Below are 19,263 nucleotides of genomic sequence, written 5' to 3'. Positions count from 1 at the left end.
GGAACCTGGGACAAGGAGTAGAAGGACCACATGACTGTTGCAACGAACGGGGAGCGCGCCGGCAGCGGTGCGCTCTCACCGCACCTGAAAGAGCTGGAAGACGAGTCGATCCACATCCTGCGGGAGGTCGCTGGCCAATTCGACAAGGTTGGCCTGCTGTTCTCCGGCGGCAAGGACTCCTGCGTCGTCCTGGAGCTGGCGCTGCGCGCCTTCGCGCCGGCGACGGCGCCGATCGAGCTGCTGCACGTGGACACGGGACACAACTTCCCGGAGGTGCTGGAGTTCCGTGACAGGGTCGTCGAAAAGCATGGGCTCCGCCTTCGCGTGGCCGAGGTGCAGGACTGGATCGACCGCGGTGACCTGCAGGAGCGCCCCGACGGGACGCGCAACCCGCTGCAGACCGTGCCGCTGGTAGAGACGATCGCCGAGGTGGGCTACAACGCCGTGCTCGGCGGCGCGCGCCGCGACGAGGAACGCGCCCGCGCGAAGGAGCGCGTGTTCTCCGTGCGCGACTCCTTCGGCGGCTGGGACCCGCGCCGCCAGCGCCCCGAGCTGTGGGACCTGTACAACGGCGCAACCCTGCCCGGCGAAAACGTGCGCGTGTTCCCCATCTCCAACTGGACTGAGGCGGACGTGTGGGAGTATATCGGCGCGCGCGGCATCGAGCTGCCGCCGATCTACTTCGCCCACGACCGTGAGGTGTTCAACCGCGACGGCATGTGGCTCACCGCCGGCGAGTGGGGCGGGCCCCGCGAGGGTGAGACGCTTGAGACGCGCCGCGTGCGCTACCGCACCGTCGGCGACATGAGCTGCACCGGCGCCGTTGACTCCGACGCGACCACGATCGACGAGGTCCTCGCCGAGATCGCCAACTCCACCCTCACCGAGCGCGGCGCAACGCGTGCCGATGACCGCCTGTCCGAGTCCGCCATGGAGGACCGCAAGAAGGAAGGTTACTTCTGATGACTGTCGCAACCCCGACCACCGCCACCGACCTGTTGGCCTCGCGCCAGACGCTGCGCCTGTGCACGGCCGGCTCCGTCGACGACGGCAAGTCCACCTTCGTCGGCCGCCTCCTGCACGACACGAAGTCCGTGCTCGCCGACCAGCTCGCCTCCGTTGAGCAGAGCTCAGCGGACCGCGGCTTCGAGGGCCTGGACCTGAGCCTGCTCGTGGACGGCCTCCGCGCCGAGCGTGAGCAGGGCATCACCATCGACGTGGCCTACCGCTACTTCGCCACCGACAAGCGCACCTTCATCCTCGCCGACACTCCGGGGCATGTGCAGTACACCCGTAACACGGTGACCGGAATGTCCACCTCCCAGGTGGTCGTGCTGCTTGTCGACGCCCGCAACGGCGTCGTCGAGCAAACGATTCGCCACCTCACCGTGGCCAAGCTCCTGGGCGTGCGCACCGTGATCCTCGCGGTGAACAAGATCGACCTGGTCGACTACTCCGAGGACACGTTCACCCAGATCAAGGACACCTTCGAAGCGAAGGCGCACGAGCTGGGCATCGAGCAACCCATCGTGGTGCCGATCTCCGCGCTCAAGGGCGACAACGTGGCCGAGCGCTCTACCAACATGGACTGGTACACCGGCCCGACGGTGCTCGAGGTGCTCGAGGACGTGCCGGTGAACTCCGGCCGCGCCCTTGACCTGGACTTCCGCTTCAACATCCAGTACGTGCTGCGCGAGCACGCCAGCGACTACCGCGCGTACGCGGGCCGCATCAACGCCGGCACCATCCACGTCGGCGACACGGTCACCGCGCCGCAGGGCCGCACCACCACCGTCGCGGGCATCGACACCGCCGACGGCGAGGTGGAGTCCGCCCGCGCGGGCGAGTCCGTCGCGCTGCGGCTTACCGACGAGATCGACCTGGTCCGCGGCGACCTCCTCGCCGCCGGGACGCGCCCGGAGCCCGTGCGCGAGTTCACCGCCACCGTGGTCGGCCTCTCGGAGAAGGACGTCACCCCGGGCAAGGCCGTGAAGCTGCGCTACGGGACGGCGCTCGAGCGCGCCCGCGTGGTCAGCGTGGACCGCGTGTTGGACCTGGACTCCGCGGACAAGGATGTCCTCGACCCGGACGCGGTGCGCCTCAACGACATCGCGCACGTGACCATCCAGACCGCCGCCGAGCTCCCGGTGGAGGATTACGCCGCCCGCGGCGCGGTGGGCAACTTCCTGCTCATCGACCAGTCCTCCGGCAACACGCTCGCCGCCGGCCTGGTGGGCGCGCGCCTGCGCTAGATCGGTGTCGCCATGGTCGCCCTGCTCACGCTCTCGCACGGTTCTCGCCACCCGCGGGCCCGCGACGGTGTACGCGCGCTGACCACGGCGGCCGCCAACCGGCTCGGCGTCACCGGCGCGGACGCTCACCTCGAGTTCGACGAGCCCGATCTGGAGGGCGCCGCGCGGCACCTCGCGTCGCTTGGTCAGGACCGCGCCATCGTGGTCCCGCTCCTATTCACCGACGCCTTCCACGCCCGCAACGACGTCCCCACGCACATGCGGGCCGCCGCCGAGTCCCTCCCGCTCACCCGCGCCTCCAGCATCGGGCTGGGGGAGGACCTCGTCGGGGTGCTCGCCGAGCAAGCGCTTGCCGACGCCCCACCCCACGCCCACCTCGTCATCTACCCAGTCGGCACGTCCGACGCGGAGCAGGCGGCGCGGTACGAGGGGGTGCGCGGTGGCGTCGAAAAGCGAACTGGGCGCCCAACGTCCCTCATCGCCGCGACGCGCGGCGGGCCGAACACCCTGGCCGAGCGCGCGGCGCAGACCCCCATCCACCTACTCCCGCTCTTCGTCTCGGACGGCCTGCTCCTGGACCAGGCGCGGGCCGCCCTGCACCCGTTCCCCGAGGCCACGGCCTCGCAGCCCCTAACCACGGCGCTCGCGGACATTGTGGCCGACCGCTACCGCGCGGCGCTGGAAGGAGAACCCCATGTATAAATTCAGCACGCTGCTGCTCATCGCGGTCGCCGGCCTGGCGGCGCAGCTTGTAGACGGCGGCCTGGGCATGGGCTTCGGCGCGACCTCCACCACCATGCTGGTCATGCTGGCAGGCCTCGGGCCCGCCGGCGCGTCCGCGGTGGTGCACACCGCAGAGCTGGGGACCACCCTGGCGGCGGGCGTGGCGCACTGGCGCTTTGGCAACGTGGACTGGAAGGTCGTGGCGTCGATCGGCGTGCCGGGCGCGGTCGGCGCGTTCATCGGCGCGACCGTGCTCTCCAACCTGTCCGCCAACGCCGCGCAGCCGGTGATGTCGCTCATCCTGGCGCTCATCGGCCTGAACCTGATGATCCGCTTCTCCCGCGGGATCACGCAGCGAAAGCTTTCCGCGAAACCGCACTCGGTGCCCTTCCTGGGCGGGCTGGGAGTGTTCGGCGGGTTCGTGGACGCGACCGGTGGCGGCGGCTGGGGGCCGGTAACTACCTCCACGCTGCTGGCCGCGGGGCGGAGCGAACCGCGCCGCATCGTGGGCACCGTGAACACCGCGGAGTTCCTGGTCACCGCCGCCGCGACCGCCGGCTTTGCCATCGGGATGTGGCACGACCTGGTGGCCAACCTGGCTGCCGTGGTTGCGCTGCTGATCGGCGGCGTGATCGCCGCCCCGATCGGAGCGTGGCTTGTCTCGCGGCTGAACCCCATCCTGCTCGGCGGCGTCGTGGGCACGCTCATCGTGGCGTTGAACCTGCCGAAGGTGCTCGCCGCATTCTACGCGCCCGACTGGGGGCTGTGGGCCGCACGCGCCGCCGTGCTTGTGGTGGGGGCGGCGTTGTCCTGGCGCGGCGTGCGCAAGGCGCGAGAAGCGAAAAAAGCGGTAGCGGGCGCGCCGGTTCCCGTTGAGAAACCGGCAGCGCCCGCTACCGTGCACGCGGCCTAAGGTTTACTTGGCAAACTCCTCAACCAGCGCGGCGTTGAAGGCCTCGAGGTCGGCCGGGGTGCGCGACGAGATGAAGCCGGAGTCGACCACGACCTCCTCGTCGACCCAGTTGGCGCCGGCGTTGACCAGGTCGGTCTTCACGTTTGCCACCGAGGTGAGCTTGACGCCCTTGAGCAGGTCGGCGTCGGTGAGGATCCAGCCACCGTGGCAGATGACGCCGATGGCCTTGTCCGCAGCCTTGAACTCCTTGACCAGTGCGACGGCCGGGGCATCGACGCGGATGGCGTCGGCGTTGCCGGTACCGCCGGGGAGGATGAGCGCGTCGTAATCAGCGGCGTTGGCATCCGCGGTGGTGAGGTCCACCTTCACGGCCGTGCCGTTCTTGCCGGTGATCTCGCCGGTCTCCGGAGCGATGACGGCGGTGGTAGCGCCCGCAGCCTCAACGGCCTCCTTCGGGGAGGTCAGCTCGGAATCCTCGAAACCGTTGGTGGAGATGATTGCGATCTTCTTACCGTTCAGGTCAGCCACGATGCTCCTTCGTTCGTCGGTATCAGTACGGCGCCTACGGTAAGCACCGATGCGTGATCTGTCCACCTTTTAGTCGGAATCCTTGGGCGCGGCGTCGTCAAGCGGCACCTTCGTCGAGCCCAAGGTTGCCTTCTGGCCTGGTTTCTGCAGCTTGGCCATGCTTGCCATGCGCTTGCGGACGGCCAGGAACGCCTCCCTAGAATCCAGGCTCTCGCTCTGCGCGGTGGATATTTGAATGTCGTCCGCCGTGATCTCGCCGGTCCTCAGCGAGACCATCTCGGCCCAGTAGCGGAACCACACGGCGACGACCGCCGCGACGGGGACGGCGAGGAATGCGCCGACGATGCCGAAGATGGTGCCGCCGAGTGCGACAGCGAGCAGCACGATCGCGGCGTGCAGGCCCATTGCCTGAGATTGCAGGATCGGCTGGAGGACGTTGCCCTCGATCTGCTGCACGGCGATGATGAGGATGAGCACGAACACGGCGTTCATGAACCCGTTGGACACAAGCGCGATGATCACGGCCAAGGCGCCAGCGGTAAACGCACCGACGATCGGGATGAAGCCCGCGAAGAAGGTCACCACAGCCAGGACCGGCCACAGCGGCACGCCCAGGACGAGGAGGCCGATGCCGATGAAGATGGCGTCCACGCCCGACACGATTGCCTGCGTGCGGATGAACCCGGACAGCGTGTTCCAGGAGCGCATGCACACCTCGGTGAGGTGCCAGCCGGCCTTCACGCCGACGTACTTGCGCAGCCACGGTAGGAAGCCGTCGCCGTCTTTGAGGAAGAAGAAGGTGAGGATCAGCGTGAGCACCAGGGTGGTGCCCACCGAGGCGATCGCGCCGATGCCGGAGAAGACGCCGGAAGCGATATTCGACGCCTGCCCGCGCAGCGCGTCGGTCACCTGCGAGATCTGCTCACGGATCTTGTTCGGGTCAATGATGGAGGGGTCGACGCGCTCGTTGACCCAGGCGATGATCTGGTAGACGCCCTGTCCGGCCTGGTCGTAGAGCTGCGTGCCCTGCTTCTTCACGGTCGGGCCCATCGCAGCGAAGATGCCGCCGATGATGCCGAAGAAGCCGATGATCACCGTGAAGGTGGCGAGGGCCGCGGGGAACTTCTTGGAGCGCAGCCAGCGCACCGGCGGCCAGAGGACCGTGGACACGATGAGGGCGAGGAAGATGGGCAGCAGGCCCATCCACACGAACTTGAGCAGGTAGAGCACCAGTGCGGTGGCGGCGACGATGATGATGAAGCGCAGCGCCCATGCGGCGGCGGTGCGACCATCTGCGGCGATGACCTCGCCGCGGTCGGTGGGCTCTTGGGAGAGCTCCTGGGCGGCGTCGGCCGGGGTGGGCTTCATGTCGACGTCGTGGGCCTCTGTATCGAGCGCGCCGACGAAGTCGTGGGAATTCTTCTTGTTCACCCCGTTGATTCTGCCAGATATACGCGGAAACGCATGAGTCGGCCGGGCTGGGCGCGGCGTCGAGTTGAACGCAGAATCATCCGGAGTCTCTTGGAATGACGATTCATTGTGAGATTAAGGGGGTGCCTAATCTGTCAGCGTTTTGTCATTTGGCGAATTATTGACAGATTAAGGGGGTGTCTAATCTATCAATCTTTTGCTATTTTGGCGATTGTTGTGAGATTCGCACACGAGGAGGATGGACATGGCAGTGATCGGCGGAATGGAACACCGCGCATTCTTGCTGCGCGAGGTTGCCCAGATTCTCGATTCGGTAGAAGATGGCTGTCTCAGGGGGACAAAAGAAACCCAGGCGATCGATTTTAAGGAAGAAGCTGGACGTAGGCAGGGGCGCGAGCTGTTGCCGGGGCGGCCTGAGAATCCGGATGCTGCCACCAAGCTTGCCGATGAAGTGGCGTGCATGGCGAATTCTCCCGGCGGTGGTGCCCTGATCGTAGGTGTGGAAGACGGCACAGGGCGCTTACTCGGCACAGAGCTGAGCATTGATTGGCTGAGGCAGGAGATTAACTCACGGGTCGGGGTGGCTCCGGATATTTCGGCGCGTCAAGTCGAGGGGTTTCGGTTGTTGGTTATCCTTGTCAGCCAGGCGCCGGCACCTGTTGAGGATACGTCTGATCGTTTGCGCTGGCGTGTAGATGATTCGTGTCAGCCGGTTGATCGCTCGGAGTGGTGGCAGCATCGTGCGTCGATGCAGTCTTTCGACCTAACGGCAATTGCTTCCGAGCGCACTGCTGCCGACGCACGACCAGAGGCGCTTTCGATCCTGCGAAAGTGGCGACAGGCAGAACCATGGGAGCAGACCGATGAGGAGCTCCTCCGCTCTCTTGGGGCGCTCCGCAGTGATGGTCGACTTTCTGCTGCTGCAGCGATGTTGGTAACTAGCCTGGGAACCGTTGGCCTAGAGCTCACGCAGTTCGATGTCCCAAGTGGAAGCGTGCGCAACCGAGTGGCGCCGGTGCCGGAACAGTCGTTGGCGGAGCAAATCTATCAAGTAGAAACCGCACTGGATGTGCTCAACTCTCAGGTCACGGTGGAACACGGTTTTAGCCACGTGCCGATCCGGCAGTTACCGCGCAGTGCGGTGCGTGAAGCGGTCCTCAACGGTGTTATTCACCGAGATTGGAACAGGTCCGGGCCGACGGAGGTGCGGTGGACTGATTCGGACGCGATGCTGGAAGTCCACAGTCCGGGCGGATTCGTAGGACATGTGAATGCGTCAAACATTCTCACGCAGCGTGAAGCGAGGTACCCGGCGCTTGCAGATTTGTTCCGTGCGACCGGGCTTGTGGATAAACAGGGGGTCGGCATTGACCGCATGTACCGCGCGATGATCGCGCTTGGGCACAACCCGCCGCAGATCGAAGAGGTAAGTGGTGTTTCCGTTGAAGTCACGTTGCGCGGCGGCATGCCTTCCACGCCCGTGCTTGAGGTAATGAACTCCTTGCGCCCTGCGGAACGCAAGGAGGATTATCGCCTCAGCATCTTGCTCTACCACCTTCTTTATCATCCGTTTATCACTCCGTCCCAGCTTGCGGAGCAACTCCAGGCATCTGCGGAATCTGCGCAGGCGGCGCTTGATGTGGCGAAGCAGACGCTTGTCGACGCCACCCCGATCGTTGCCAAGTACAACGATGTGTGGGTGCTCGGGGAGACCACGGTGGACCGAATTGAGCGGCATCGCAACGAAGATCCGGTGCGCGAGTTGCTGCCGTACCGAACCACTGACCCGTTGGAGGCGACGTGCACTGTCGAGCGTTGGCTGAGCGTCCACGAAGCGATCACTACTGGTGATTTTATGCGTCTTACCGGCGTCGCTCGGGGGACGTCGAAGCGCCTCTTGGATGGGATAGCGGACAGGGGCGACATAGTCCCGAAGGGGCAGGGGCGTGCATCCCGTTTTGAGCAGGTGTGAGGGGTTGGCGGGGCGTCGATAGGCGCTATGCCCTAGCTCTCGTCAGTCCTGTGGTGTAGGGTGGGTCACATTCCATTCCTAAACCGCGAAAGGAAACAGAACGTGACTGTCTACCCCAACCCCGGCACCGCCGGCTCCAGCGTGAAGTACCGCGAGCAGTACGACAACTACATTGGCGGCGACTGGGTCGCGCCGGTGGACGGCGAGTACTTTGACAACATCACCCCGGTCACCGGCGAGACTTTCTGCCGCGTCGCGCGCGGCAAGGAGGCGGACATCAACTTGGCGCTGGACGCCGCGCACAAGGCGGCGCCCGTGTTCGGGAAGACCTCGGTGGCGGAGCGTGCGCTCATGCTGCACCGCATCGCGGACCGCATGGAGGAGCACCTCGAGGACATCGCGGTGGCCGAGACCTGGGAGAACGGCAAGGCCGTGCGCGAGACGCTCGCCGCCGACATCCCGCTGGCAATTGACCACTTCCGCTATTTCGCGGGCGCGATCCGCGCCCAGGAGGGCCGCCTCAGCCAGATCGACGACAACATGGTCGCCTACCACTTCAACGAGCCTCTCGGCGTGGTCGGCCAGATCATCCCGTGGAACTTCCCGCTGCTCATGGCGGTGTGGAAGCTCGCCCCGGCGCTGGCCGCGGGTAACGCAGTGGTGATGAAGCCGGCGGAGCAGACCCCGGCCTCCATCCTCTACCTGATGGACCTGATCGGTGACCTCATCCCGGCTGGCGTGGTCAACGTGGTCAACGGCTACGGCGACGAGGCCGGTGCGGCGCTGAGCGGCTCCGACCGCATTGCCAAGATCGCGTTCACCGGCTCGACCCAGGTGGGCAAGATCATCAACAAGGCGGCCGCGGACAAGATCATCCCGGTCACCCTGGAGCTGGGTGGTAAGTCCCCGTCCCTGTTCTTTGAGGACGTGCTCGCGCGCGACGACAGCTTCAAGCAGAAGGCCATTGAGGGCTTCGCCATGTTCGCGCTGAATCAGGGCGAGGTCTGCACCTGCCCGTCGCGCGCCCTGATCCACGAGTCCATCGCGGACGAGTTCCTCGAGCTCGGCGTTCAGCGCGTCAAGCAGATCAAGGTGGGCAACCCGCTGGATACGGACGTGCAGATGGGCGCACAGGCCTCGCAGGAGCAGATGGACAAGATCACCAGCTACCTGGAGCTCGGCCCGAAGGAGGGCGCGGAGACGCTCACCGGTGGCCACGTGAACAAGCTTGAGGGGCTGGAGAACGGCTTCTACATTGAGCCGACCGTGTTCAAGGGCACCAACGACATGAAGATTTTCCAGGACGAGATCTTCGGCCCGGTCATGTCCGTGACCACCTTCAAGGACTACGACGAGGCGATCCGCATTGCCAACGACACGATCTACGGTCTCGGTGCCGGCGTGTGGTCCCGCAGCCAGAACACGATCTACCGCGCTGGCCGCGCCATCCAGGCTGGTCGTGTGTGGGTGAACCAGTACCACTCCTACCCGGCCCACGCGGCGTTCGGCGGCTACAAGCAGTCCGGCATCGGCCGCGAGAACCACCTCATGATGCTGGGCCACTACCAGCAGACCAAGAATTTGCTCGTCTCCTACGACGAGAATGAGACCGGGCTGTTCTAAGAGCCCCTCGCTTATCGACGCCCCGCCGTCCCGCTCCCCATGCGCGGACCGCGGGGCCAACCTGCATTCAAGAAAAGAGCACTCTACGTGAACTACACCACCAGGCGCTGCGCCGGCGCCGCCCTCGCCGCTGCGCTTTCTGCCTCGGCGCTCGTCGTCCCGCACGCGAACGCCTACGAAACCACTTACGACTCCGACAAAGACCAGTGCACCATCACTTTTACGGACACGGACACCGAGCGCGTCAACGGTGCCTACTCCGCGTTGTTTACTCGGCTGGGCGAGCAGGTCCGCGACAGTGTTGAGGGTGACGACGCCCAGGCGCAAGCCGAAATCGTCTGGGAATACGGCGTGCGAAAGGACGTGGCAAGCGCCAGCGACCTGCCCGTCCCCGCGGACAAGAAGGTCTCCGCCGCGCAGGCGGCGCTCGCGCTGGGGACGCAAAAGGATAAGTACTGGCGCATGGTCGGATTCCTCAACGCCGCCAAGAAGGACGTGATTACGGACCAAACGATCACGATCACTCCGGCCAAGGCGCGCGAGGAGGGGCCGCTCCACGGCGTGGACTTCGGTCCCGTGGTCGGCGGGACCGTCGGCGGCATCCTGTTTGGCACGAGCCTTGTGGACATCCGCGACGGAATCATCGACGCCGCCAAGACCCACGCGCCCGAGTTCGCCGCGCCGATCCTGTCCTACAGTCAGGCGTTTTCGGACTGCGCTGACGGCAGGACGCGCGGCAGCTCGGTCCTGCCAGCAAGCTCCATGACGTCGAGCCAGACCACCGGGCTCGGCATCGCGGGCGTCGTGCTCGGTCTGTTCGCGCTCGTCGGCCTGGGCTACGCGGCGCGACCGTTTGTTGACGACGCCTTGGCGCAATTCCAGCCGTGAGAAACGTCCCCTGAGCTGCTACAATATAAAAAGTTGAGTCGGGTGGGAACAACTTTATACCGCGTGCCGTTGTAAGGATTGAGTGTGACGGACTCAAGAGCGGCAGATCATCTGTTACAGTGGTTGCCGTGAAGTTGAGTCACAGCACATCAACTTATTGATAAACCCCACGTTTACAGGAGGAATGCAACATGGCACGCGCAGTAGGTATTGACCTTGGCACCACGAACTCGGTCGTCTCCGTCCTGGAGGGCGGCGAGCCGGTCGTTATCGCGAACGCCGAGGGTTCCCGCACCACCCCGTCCGTTGTCGCGTTTGCGAAGAACGGCGAGGTGCTGGTTGGTCAGTCCGCAAAGAACCAGGCGGTGACCAACGTTGACCGTACGATCCGCTCCGTCAAGCGCCACATGGGCGATGACTGGACCATCAACATTGATGATAAGGACTACACCCCGCAGGAGATCTCCGCTCGTACGCTGATGAAGCTGAAGCGCGACGCGGAGGCGTACCTGGGCGACGAGGTGACTGACGCGGTCATTACTGTCCCGGCATACTTCGAGGACGCACAGCGCCAAGCCACCAAGGAGGCCGGCCAGATTGCGGGCCTGAACGTCCTGCGTATTGTCAACGAGCCGACCGCGGCTGCGCTGGCGTACGGCCTGGAGAAGAACGACTCCGAGCAGACCATCCTGGTCTTCGACTTGGGCGGCGGCACCTTCGACGTCTCCCTGCTGGAGATCGGCGACGGCGTCGTTGAGGTCCTCGCTACCGCCGGCGACAACGAGCTGGGCGGCGATGACTGGGACAACCGCATCGTCGAGTGGCTGGTAGACAAGTTCAAGTCCGCACAGGGCGTGGACCTGTCCAAGGACAAGATGGCAATGCAGCGTCTGCGCGAGGCTGCGGAGAAGGCAAAGATCGAGCTGTCCTCCTCCCAGCAGGCCTCCATCAACCTGCCGTACATCACCGTTGACTCCGAGAAGAACCCGCTCTTCCTGGACGAGACCCTGACCCGCACCGAGTTCCAGAAGATCACCTCTGACCTGCTGGACCGCACCAAGTCCCCGTTCAACCAGGTGATCAAGGACGCTGGCCTCTCCGTCGGCGACATCAACCACGTCGTCCTGGTCGGTGGCTCCACCCGTATGCCGGCCGTGACCGACCTGGTCAAGGAGCTGACCGGCAAGGACCCGAACAAGTCCGTGAACCCGGACGAGGTTGTGGCCCTCGGCGCAGCCCTGCAGGCCGGCGTGCTCCGTGGCGACGTCAAGGACGTGCTGCTTCTCGACGTCACCCCGCTCTCCCTCGGTATCGAGACCAAGGGCGGCGTGATGACCAAGCTGATCGAGCGCAACACCACCATCCCGACGAAGCGTTCCGAGACCTTCACCACCGCTGAGGACAACCAGCCCAGCGTGCAGATCCAGGTCTTCCAGGGCGAGCGCGAGATGGCGTCTGCGAACAAGCTGCTCGGCTCCTTCGAGCTGGCAGGCATCGCTCCGGCGCCGCGCGGTGTGCCGCAGATCGAGGTTACCTTCGACATCGACGCAAACGGCATCGTCTCCGTGTCCGCGAAGGACAAGGCCACCGGCAAGGAGAACACGATCAAGATCCAGGACGGCTCCGGTCTGTCCCAGGAGGAGATCGACCGCATGGTCAAGGACGCCGAGCAGCACGCGGAGGAGGACAAGAAGCGTCGCGAGGAGCAGGAGACCCGCAACAACGCGGAGACCGCCGCTTACCAGACGCGCAAGTTTATGGATGAGAACTCCGACAAGCTGCCGGAGGACCTGAAGACCCGCGTCACCGAGGCTGCAGATGCCGTGGACGAGGCGCTCAAGGGCGACGACCTCGAGGCCGTGAAGTCCGCCGTGGAGAAGCTGAACACCGAGTCCCAGGAGCTGGGCAAGGTCCTCTACGAGGCACAGGCCAACGAGGGCGCAACCCAGGCCGACGCCGCCGCAGGCGACGACAACGTTGTTGACGCCGAGGTTGTCGAGGACGACGCTGAGGAGTCCAACGACTCCGACAACAAGTAAGTCAGGAGTGGTCAGGTTATGACGAACCCGAACCCGCAGATGCCGGAAGATCCGGGCGCACCGGAGAACACCGACGAGCAGTTCGTCACCCCCGACGAGGCTGAAGCGGCCGCGGAAGAAGCCGCGGGCGCCCAGAGCGTCGACGAGGAACTCGCCGACATTGAGGCCAGCCTCGACGGCGAAGCCGCCGAGGAGGTTGTCGAGGAGGGCGACTCCGTCGAAAAGCAACTGGTCGAGCGCACCGAGGACCTGCAGCGAGTGAGCGCCGAGTACGCGAACTACCGCCGCCGGACCGATCGCGAGCGCGGCCAGATCGCGGACCACGCGAAGGCGAAGTTTGCCAGCGAGCTGCTGCCGCTGCTGGATGACCTTGACCTGGCCGACCAGCACGGCGACCTGAACGAAGGGCCGCTGAAGTCCTTCGCCGACAAGTTCCGCGGCGTGCTGGCCAACCAAAAAGTCGAGGCCTTCGGTGCGGAGGGCGAGCCCTTCAACCCGGAGATTCACGAGGCAGTGCAGGACTTGTCCTCCGGCGGCGAGCAGGTCGTCGGGACGGTGCTGCGCAAGGGCTACCGCGTCGGCGAGCGCCTGATCCGCAACGCGATGGTGATCATCGTGGACCCTGCGGACAACGCTGAGGGCGGCGCAGAAGACAACGCAGCAGACAACGCCTAGGGCCACGATCGGCCCAACGGCTCGAGGCCGGGGAACGAGGAAGCGACAACGAAGCGGACTCTTCCCCGGCCCTTTTCGTAGAACAACAGAATGACTCGAGAGCAACGCACTAACATTGCGTGAAAGGAGGGTGCGAGATGGCAATGCAACAGGAATGGGCAGGCAAGGACTACTACGGTGACCTCGGGGTCTCCTCAAGCGCCTCGGCTGCAGACATTAAGAAGGCGTACCGCAAACTCGCACGCGAAAACCACCCGGATTCTCACCCCGGCGACAAAGCTGCGGAGGAGAAGTTCAAGCGCGTGGCGGAGGCGTACGACGTCCTCGGTGACGAGGCGCGACGCAAGGAATACGACCAGTTCAAGTCCATGATGGGTGCTGGGCGCTTCGGGGGAGGTGGTACCGGGTTTCCCGGCGGGTTTCGCACGACGCAGACGGACTTCTCGGACTACTCCGGATTCTCAGACATCTTCGGAAACGCCGGTGCTGGACAAGCTGGAGACGGCGGCATTGGTGATCTCTTCGGTGGCCTCTTTAACCGCGGCGGCGGTGCTGGCAGGAACGCTCGGCCGTCGCGGGGGGCCGACGTCGAAACGGAAATAACGCTCGACTTCCGCGAGGCGGCGAAGGGCACCACCTTCCCCGTCGAGCTGACTGGCGACGCGCCGTGCACCACCTGCCACGGCTCCGGCTCCAAGGACGGCAAGACCCACCGGTGCAGCCACTGCTCCGGCTCGGGCTACATCCGGGAGAACAACGGCGCGTTCGGCATGGCCCGGCCGTGCCCGGAGTGCCAGGGCACGGGCGAGATCATCGAGGATCCCTGCCCCACCTGCCGCGGCACTGGCACCGTGCGTCGCGCCCGCACGATCACGGTGCGGATCCCCGCCGGCGTGGTCGACGGGCAGAAGGTGCGCCTGGCCGGGCAGGGCGAGGCGGGGCCGAACGGGACGCCCGCGGGCGACCTGTTTGTCAGCGTGCACGTGCGTGACGACAAGGTGTTCACCCGCTCCGGCGACGACCTGGAAGTCACGGTTCCCGTGTCCTTCGGTGAGCTCGCCCTCGGCGGCACCGTGACGGTGCCGACGCTGGAGAAGCGCGTCCGCGTGAAGATCCCCGCAGGTACCCCGAATGGGCGCACCCTGCGCGTGAAGGGCCGCGGCGTGCCGAAGAAGTCCGGCAAGGCCGGCGACCTGCTGGTCACCGTCGAGGTAAAGGTGCCCGACGACCTGGATGCGGCCGCAACCAGCGCGCTGCGCGCCTACCACCAGGCGGAGCGGGACTCCGGCTTTGACCCGCGCGCCGGGTGGGCCGGCGCACAGTAGGAGGTGAGCCACGTGTCGAGGGAAACCGAGCAGTACTTCGTAATCTCCGTTGCCGCGGAGCTCACCGGCATGCACGCCCAGACGCTGCGCACCTACGACAGGATGGGCCTAGTCACCCCGATGCGCACGCGCGGCGGCGGGCGCCGCTACTCGCGCCGGGACATCTCGTTGCTGCGCCGGATCCAGCAGCTGTCCCAGGAGGACGGCGTGAACCTGGCCGGCATCAAGACGATTATCCAGCTCACCGAGCAGATCGATGAGTTGCAGGAAGAGCTGGCCGCGAAGCACGAGGAGAACACCCAGCTGCGCAAGCGCCTCGAGTCCCGCCCCGCCCGCGGCGGCGAGCTCGTGCACGTGCCGCGCTCGACAGCGGTGGTGACGTGGGAGCCCGCAGCTTCTCGACGCCGCCGCGCACAACCCTAACCGCGACAGCAAAAAGGGGACGCAGTCGATCTGACCGCGTCCCCTTTTTTCGTGCGTCCGGACTAGCCGCCGAACTCGATGGCCGCTGCGCCGCCGATGTGGCGCAGGTTGGACTTGGCCAGGTCAAACAGTCGGCCGACGCCGCCCTCGAGGAAGGCGGTGCGGGCGCCGGACTTGGTGAAGCCCTTCATCATGTCCCAGGTAATCCCCGGCGGCAGGGAGAGCGCGTTCGGGTCCGTGACAATGTCAACGAGGGCCGGGCCGTCGTACTCCAGGGCCTCCTTGATCACCGGCTTGAGGTCGTCCGGGTCCTCCACACGGAAGGACTTGATGCCAACGCCCTTGGCAATCTCGGCGTAGTTGGCTTCCTCGTGGTCGGTGCCGAAGTACGGCATGCCCTGAACCATCATCTCGAGCTTGACCATGCCGAGGGAGGAGTTGTTGAAGCACATGACCTTCACCGGCAGCTGGTGCAGCTTGATGGTGAGCAGCTCGCCCATGAGCATGCCCAGGCCGCCGTCGCCGGACCAGGAGATGACCTGGCGGTCCGGGAAGGCTGCCTGCACGCCGATGGCCATCGGCAGTGCGTTGGCCATGGTGCCGTGGAGGAAGGACGCGGCCTCGTCGCGCTTGCCGTTCGGGGTGAGGTAGCGCGAGGACCAGACGTTGCACATGCCGGTGTCGACGGTGAAGTAGGCGTCGTCATCAGCCAGCTCGTCCAGCACGGAGGCTGCCAGCTCCGGGTGGATCGGCTTCGTGGACTCGGCTGCCTTCTTGGTGTAGTTGTTCACCACGTGCTCGAGCAGCTGGTAGTGGCGCTTGAGCATCTTGTCCAGGAACTTGCGGTCCTTGTTCTCCTCGATGTGCGGGAGAATGTTTTCAATGACGCTCTTCACGTCACCGACGACCGGGTAGTCGACCTTGGTGCGGCGGCCGATGTGGCTGCCGTCGATGTCAATCTGCGCGACGTTCTCGTCCGGCAGCCAGTCGGAGTACGGGAAGTCGGTGCCGACCATGATGAACAGGTCGGACTCGTCCATGGCGTCCAGGCACGCACCGTAGCCGAGCAGACCGGACATGCCGACGTCGTACGGGTTGTCGTGCTCGAAGTACATCTTCCCGCGGAAGGAGTGGCCGATCGGCGCCTTGATCTTCTCCGCCAGGGCGAAGACTTCGTCGCGGGCGTCACGAGCGCCCCAGCCGGCGAAGATGGTGACCTTCTCGGCGTTGTTGATGGCCTCGACGAGGCGAGCGGCCTCGTGCGGATCCGGGAACACGCGCTTCTTCGCGCCGGTGGCGTAGACGGAGTCCGCGGTGTGCGGGCCGTCGGTGACGTCGGCGGCGAAGACGTCGCCGGGCACGACCATCACGGACACGCCGTTGCCGGCCAGGGTGTTCTGTACAGCGTTGTGGAACACGCGCATGCCCTGGTCCGGGTTGTGGACGACCTCGCAGTAGGAGGAGCACTCCTGGAAGAGCAGCTCGGGGTGGGTCTCCTGGAAGAAGGAGGAGCCGATCTCCATGGTCGGGATGTGGGAGGCGATTGCCAGGACCTTGGAGCCGTTGCGGTGCGACTCGTACAGGCCCTGCACGAAGTGGGTGTTGCCCGGGCCGCAGGAAGCGCCGCAGACGGCGAGCTCATCGGCGGCGAGCGAGTCAGCGCCAGCGGCGAACGCGGCGGCCTCCTCGTTGCGGACGTGGACCCATTCGATGTCGCTCTGGCGCACTGCATCCGACAGCGGATTTAGCGAGTCGCCGACCAGCCCGTAGATGCGCTTGATGCCGAGTTCTTCGAGCTTAGCTACGACGTTTTCTGCAAAGTTTTGTGCCATGGATTCCCTCCTATTGGGTGATGAATCACTAAACGCAAAACATGATACCTAAAAACGCCCATATTGTCCGCCTTCTTGTGCTAAGGCAGACAGGAACGCCGAGTCTGTGAAATAGTCCGTATGGCTTCCGGTCACGCCCTCGATAGGGGTGGCGCCATAGCTTGGCGACGACGGCGAGGCCCCCAGCGCAGCATCCGGGCCCGACCGCAGGGTGAGGATGATGTCGTCCGGCGAGTCCACGACGAACACTGTGGAGTCCGGCCCCGCAAGCGCCAAGTCGTCCACGCTGTTGCCAGCGACCCCGGCGCTGCCGAGGAGCCACAGGTCGTCGACAAGCAATCCGTGCTCGGCGGCGGCGAGTGTGGGGACGAGCGTGCCGTAGCTATGCGCGACGATCGTCTTTTGGGCGCTGGGGAAGCGAGATTCGAGGGCGGCTTGGAACTGCGCGAGGTTGTCCGCGCCGCGCACGGCGTTGATCTGCGCGCCCGCGTCGGGGATGTTGGCGGGCGGGCCGTAGCCCTGCCAGACGACGACGGACGCGCCGGTGCGCGCGGCGATGCGTTGTGCCTTGTCGAGCTCGCCGCCCAAGTCCTCCGGCTTGCCGGTGTGCGTGCCGGCGACCATGGTGATCACCCGCTCGGGCGCGACGGTGTTACCAATCATCACGGTGGTGCTCGCCGGCCCGGCTTCCAGGATGGTGCCGCCGCTGGCTTCGACGGTCTGCAGCGTCGCGGCGGGGACAGTCGCGGCGTGCCGCGCGTGGACCTGCTCGAGTGAGTCGTCGGGGTGGGCGAAGAGTCCGTCGATAGTATGGAGCGGCACGTTCGTGCGCAGCGCGTCCGCGGTTTCGCGGTCGAGCGCCTGGGATCGCCGGTTGAGCCACTGGATGAGTTGGTGGTGCCCCGCCCGAATCGCCACCTCCGCCACCGCGTCCAAGCAGGCGTGTGCCAGCGCGGCAACCTGCAGAATTGTACGAACCCGCTCGAGGTCCGCGCGTTGCGTTTCCAGCTCGGCCGCGTAGGCGTTGAGGGTCGCATTCGATGCGTTCGCCGCAGGGCCTTCGAAGCCGGATCGAACCAAAGCTTCGCTGGCCTGGCGCGCATTGAGTAGTTGCCTATCGACGCCGCACAGCCCCTCCCACACCTCATCCGCCGCCCGGCGCAACTCGTCGGGGAAGAGGGCGGGCTGGTAGACGGTGCTATCGGTGCGCATCGAGCCTCCCCGCGATGGTGCTGTCGAGGTCGCAGACGCGGTCGGCAAAGCGGGCAACCTCGTCGAGGTGTGCGTGGATCCCGCCGGTGGTGTGCTGCATGGCTAACGTGTGGTGTGAACAGACTGCGGATAACGCGTTTGCGGTGGATGATGGGGAAAGGCGTGGGTCATAATGGGTGAGGTCCGGCGGTGTGTGAGCGCGGGCGGTGGAAGCTGTGGATTGCGTAAGGTGTAAAAAGTTCATGGTGTAACCCTATACAACCGTAACAACCGAATCAATGGGTAGGGCAAACAAATTTGAAAATGTTTAGCATTGGATGCATGAAACTTGCTTGCATTCAAACCACCACCGGCCCTGACGTGCGCGAAAACCTGGCTAAGGTGTCGCCGCTCATTCGAGAGGCGGCCGAGCAGGGGGCGAGCCTGATTGTGTTGCCGGAGGCGACGAGCCAGGCCTTCGGGCAGGGGCGCTTGGATGAGCAGGCCGAGGGGCTGGATGGCGAGTTCGCCACCGCGCTCCGGCAGCTCGCGGCGGACGTTGGGGTAACCATTGTGGCGGGGATGTTTCGTCCTGCGGATTCCCGCGAGGTGGACGGGAAGACGATCAACCGGGTCTACAACACGGCGCTCATTACGGGTGAAGGCGTGCACCTGGGCTACGACAAGATTCATACCTACGACGCGTTCGACTATCGCGAATCTGACACCGTCAAAGCGGGGGAACGGCTCGTGACTTTCGAGTGCGATGGCGTACGCGTAGGGGTAGCTATCTGCTTTGATATTCGTTTCCCGGAGCAGTTCCGCGAGCTGGCCCGCCGCGGCGCCGAGGTGATCGTCGTACCAACGAGCTGGGCGGATGGGGGCGGCAAGCTCGAGCAGTGGCGCTTGCTCACCCGTGCGCGCGCACTTGATTCGGGCGTATTCCTTGCAGCAGCGGGACAGGCCCGTCCCGACTTCGAGCGAGAGGCTGGGCAGGAGTCGGGGCCGACCGGGATCGGGCACTCGGTGGTCGTCGCGCCGGATGGCGTCGTGGTTGAGGAGACGGGATACGGACCGGAAATTCTCGTCGCGGACATTGATCTCGATGCCGTTGGCGCAACCCGCCGCGCGCTTCCGGTGGTGGATATTGAGGCATCGACGCGAATGTCGTAGAGCCCGCCGTCTGAGAAAAGTCCGCAATGCGGACTCCGTTCAGTCACGTTGGAATGGGTGTGCGCGAAATCGATGTTGTTCGAACGTAGAATGCTGAGAAAAGTCCGCAATGTGGACTTCCTTCAGTCGTTGGTTACCGCGACTCAACGCGCTAGCGAACGTCAACGTTGTTAACGTACTTAACTTGATGAAAAGGCAGGTCAGGTCGATGTTCGGTGGGGGTGCTATCTTCATTGCCAACACCCCGACAACCCATGAACGGAGCCACGCATCAT

Annotated in this window: 16 protein-coding genes; 12 read left to right on the top strand and 4 right to left on the bottom strand. The window is 65.1% G+C overall.

Annotated elements, in window-relative coordinates:
* The first annotated feature begins 30 nt into the window (after nucleotides 1–30).
* The 4 genes from cysD to EAW56_RS07115 are packed head-to-tail and all read left to right on the top strand — an operon-like array spanning nucleotide 31 to nucleotide 3,888.
* On the top strand, nucleotides 31–963 hold the full coding sequence (gene cysD, locus EAW56_RS07130) for a sulfate adenylyltransferase subunit CysD (protein ID WP_122085875.1): 933 nt from the start codon (nucleotides 31–33) through the stop codon (nucleotides 961–963).
* The gene (locus EAW56_RS07125) at nucleotides 963–2,252 is read left to right on the top strand and encodes a sulfate adenylyltransferase subunit 1 (protein ID WP_122085874.1); all 1,290 of its coding nucleotides are present in this window, start codon (nucleotides 963–965) and stop codon (nucleotides 2,250–2,252) included. The genes cysD and EAW56_RS07125 overlap by 1 nt, the downstream gene beginning before the upstream one ends.
* Nucleotides 2,253–2,264: 12 nt before the next feature.
* The gene (locus EAW56_RS07120; protein WP_095554772.1) at nucleotides 2,265–2,954 is read left to right on the top strand and encodes a sirohydrochlorin chelatase; all 690 of its coding nucleotides are present in this window, start codon (nucleotides 2,265–2,267) and stop codon (nucleotides 2,952–2,954) included.
* On the top strand, nucleotides 2,947–3,888 hold the full coding sequence (locus EAW56_RS07115; RefSeq protein WP_095554773.1) for a sulfite exporter TauE/SafE family protein: 942 nt from the start codon (nucleotides 2,947–2,949) through the stop codon (nucleotides 3,886–3,888). The genes EAW56_RS07120 and EAW56_RS07115 overlap by 8 nt, the downstream gene beginning before the upstream one ends.
* A gap of 3 nt (nucleotides 3,889–3,891) precedes the next feature.
* Here EAW56_RS07115 and EAW56_RS07110 read toward each other — a convergent pair whose 3' ends face one another.
* Complete coding sequence (locus tag EAW56_RS07110; protein ID WP_095537503.1) at nucleotides 3,892–4,416, bottom strand: type 1 glutamine amidotransferase domain-containing protein; 525 nt, start codon at nucleotides 4,414–4,416, stop codon at nucleotides 3,892–3,894.
* A gap of 69 nt (nucleotides 4,417–4,485) precedes the next feature.
* A complete protein-coding gene (locus EAW56_RS07105; RefSeq protein ID WP_122085924.1) occupies nucleotides 4,486–5,784 on the bottom strand; it encodes an AI-2E family transporter in 1,299 nt (432 codons plus the stop codon).
* A 307-nt stretch (nucleotides 5,785–6,091) separates the two neighbouring features.
* On the opposite strand from EAW56_RS07105, the gene EAW56_RS07100 reads away from it, so the two are divergent.
* From EAW56_RS07100 to EAW56_RS07070, 7 genes are all read left to right on the top strand, one after another.
* Nucleotides 6,092–7,819, top strand: a complete 1,728-nt coding sequence (locus EAW56_RS07100) for a DUF5635 domain-containing protein (protein WP_122085922.1) — start codon at nucleotides 6,092–6,094, stop codon at nucleotides 7,817–7,819.
* Between the two features lie 102 nt (nucleotides 7,820–7,921).
* Entirely contained in the window at nucleotides 7,922–9,442 is a 1,521-nt protein-coding gene (gene exaC, locus EAW56_RS07095; RefSeq protein WP_122085872.1) for an acetaldehyde dehydrogenase ExaC, read from the top strand.
* 87 nt (nucleotides 9,443–9,529) lie between these two features.
* Nucleotides 9,530–10,330, top strand: a complete 801-nt coding sequence (locus tag EAW56_RS07090) for a hypothetical protein (protein ID WP_122085871.1) — start codon at nucleotides 9,530–9,532, stop codon at nucleotides 10,328–10,330.
* A gap of 191 nt (nucleotides 10,331–10,521) precedes the next feature.
* Nucleotides 10,522–12,369 carry a molecular chaperone DnaK gene (gene dnaK / locus EAW56_RS07085; protein ID WP_095536061.1) on the top strand — a complete coding sequence of 616 codons (1,848 nt, stop codon included), beginning with the start codon at nucleotides 10,522–10,524 and terminating at the stop codon, nucleotides 12,367–12,369.
* A gap of 18 nt (nucleotides 12,370–12,387) precedes the next feature.
* Nucleotides 12,388–13,044: a nucleotide exchange factor GrpE gene (grpE, locus tag EAW56_RS07080; RefSeq protein WP_122085869.1), complete on the top strand. Its 657-nt coding sequence runs from the start codon at nucleotides 12,388–12,390 to the stop codon at nucleotides 13,042–13,044.
* Nucleotides 13,045–13,181: 137 nt separating this feature from the next.
* Nucleotides 13,182–14,369: a molecular chaperone DnaJ gene (gene dnaJ, locus EAW56_RS07075; RefSeq protein WP_122085867.1), complete on the top strand. Its 1,188-nt coding sequence runs from the start codon at nucleotides 13,182–13,184 to the stop codon at nucleotides 14,367–14,369.
* 12 nt (nucleotides 14,370–14,381) lie between these two features.
* Nucleotides 14,382–14,792, top strand: a complete 411-nt coding sequence (locus EAW56_RS07070) for a heat shock protein transcriptional repressor HspR (protein ID WP_095554003.1) — start codon at nucleotides 14,382–14,384, stop codon at nucleotides 14,790–14,792.
* A 62-nt stretch (nucleotides 14,793–14,854) separates the two neighbouring features.
* Here EAW56_RS07070 and EAW56_RS07065 read toward each other — a convergent pair whose 3' ends face one another.
* Nucleotides 14,855–16,624, bottom strand: a complete 1,770-nt coding sequence (locus tag EAW56_RS07065; protein ID WP_095554004.1) for a pyruvate dehydrogenase — start codon at nucleotides 16,622–16,624, stop codon at nucleotides 14,855–14,857.
* 48 nt (nucleotides 16,625–16,672) lie between these two features.
* Nucleotides 16,673–17,836 carry an alpha/beta hydrolase gene (locus EAW56_RS07060; RefSeq protein WP_095554005.1) on the bottom strand — a complete coding sequence of 388 codons (1,164 nt, stop codon included), beginning with the start codon at nucleotides 17,834–17,836 and terminating at the stop codon, nucleotides 16,673–16,675.
* A 321-nt stretch (nucleotides 17,837–18,157) separates the two neighbouring features.
* On the opposite strand from EAW56_RS07060, the gene EAW56_RS07055 reads away from it, so the two are divergent.
* Nucleotides 18,158–18,988 carry a carbon-nitrogen hydrolase family protein gene (locus EAW56_RS07055; protein WP_095554006.1) on the top strand — a complete coding sequence of 277 codons (831 nt, stop codon included), beginning with the start codon at nucleotides 18,158–18,160 and terminating at the stop codon, nucleotides 18,986–18,988.
* The last annotated feature ends 275 nt before the right edge of the window (nucleotides 18,989–19,263 follow it).

This window comes from Corynebacterium gottingense (assembly GCF_003693265.1).
GTDB classification, from domain to species: Bacteria; Actinomycetota; Actinomycetes; order Mycobacteriales; family Mycobacteriaceae; genus Corynebacterium; species Corynebacterium gottingense.
This window is presented reverse-complemented; position numbering and strand designations above follow the sequence as displayed.

What these genes read in the sequence shown, in the direction of transcription:
- EAW56_RS07100 (WP_122085922.1), top strand. Translation starts at nt 6,092, where the DNA reads ATGGCAGTGATCGGCGGAATGGAACACCGCGCATTCTTGCTGCGCGAG.
- cysD (WP_122085875.1), top strand. Translation starts at nt 31, where the DNA reads ATGACTGTTGCAACGAACGGGGAGCGCGCCGGCAGCGGTGCGCTCTCA.
- EAW56_RS07120 (WP_095554772.1), top strand. Translation starts at nt 2,265, where the DNA reads ATGGTCGCCCTGCTCACGCTCTCGCACGGTTCTCGCCACCCGCGGGCC.
- EAW56_RS07115 (WP_095554773.1), top strand. Translation starts at nt 2,947, where the DNA reads ATGTATAAATTCAGCACGCTGCTGCTCATCGCGGTCGCCGGCCTGGCG.
- dnaK (WP_095536061.1), top strand. Translation starts at nt 10,522, where the DNA reads ATGGCACGCGCAGTAGGTATTGACCTTGGCACCACGAACTCGGTCGTC.
- EAW56_RS07125 (WP_122085874.1), top strand. Translation starts at nt 963, where the DNA reads ATGACTGTCGCAACCCCGACCACCGCCACCGACCTGTTGGCCTCGCGC.
- dnaJ (WP_122085867.1), top strand. Translation starts at nt 13,182, where the DNA reads ATGGCAATGCAACAGGAATGGGCAGGCAAGGACTACTACGGTGACCTC.
- EAW56_RS07065 (WP_095554004.1), bottom strand. Translation starts at nt 16,624, where the DNA reads ATGGCACAAAACTTTGCAGAAAACGTCGTAGCTAAGCTCGAAGAACTC.
- EAW56_RS07060 (WP_095554005.1), bottom strand. Translation starts at nt 17,836, where the DNA reads ATGCGCACCGATAGCACCGTCTACCAGCCCGCCCTCTTCCCCGACGAG.
- EAW56_RS07105 (WP_122085924.1), bottom strand. Translation starts at nt 5,784, where the DNA reads ATGAAGCCCACCCCGGCCGACGCCGCCCAGGAGCTCTCCCAAGAGCCC.
- EAW56_RS07055 (WP_095554006.1), top strand. Translation starts at nt 18,158, where the DNA reads ATGAAACTTGCTTGCATTCAAACCACCACCGGCCCTGACGTGCGCGAA.
- grpE (WP_122085869.1), top strand. Translation starts at nt 12,388, where the DNA reads ATGACGAACCCGAACCCGCAGATGCCGGAAGATCCGGGCGCACCGGAG.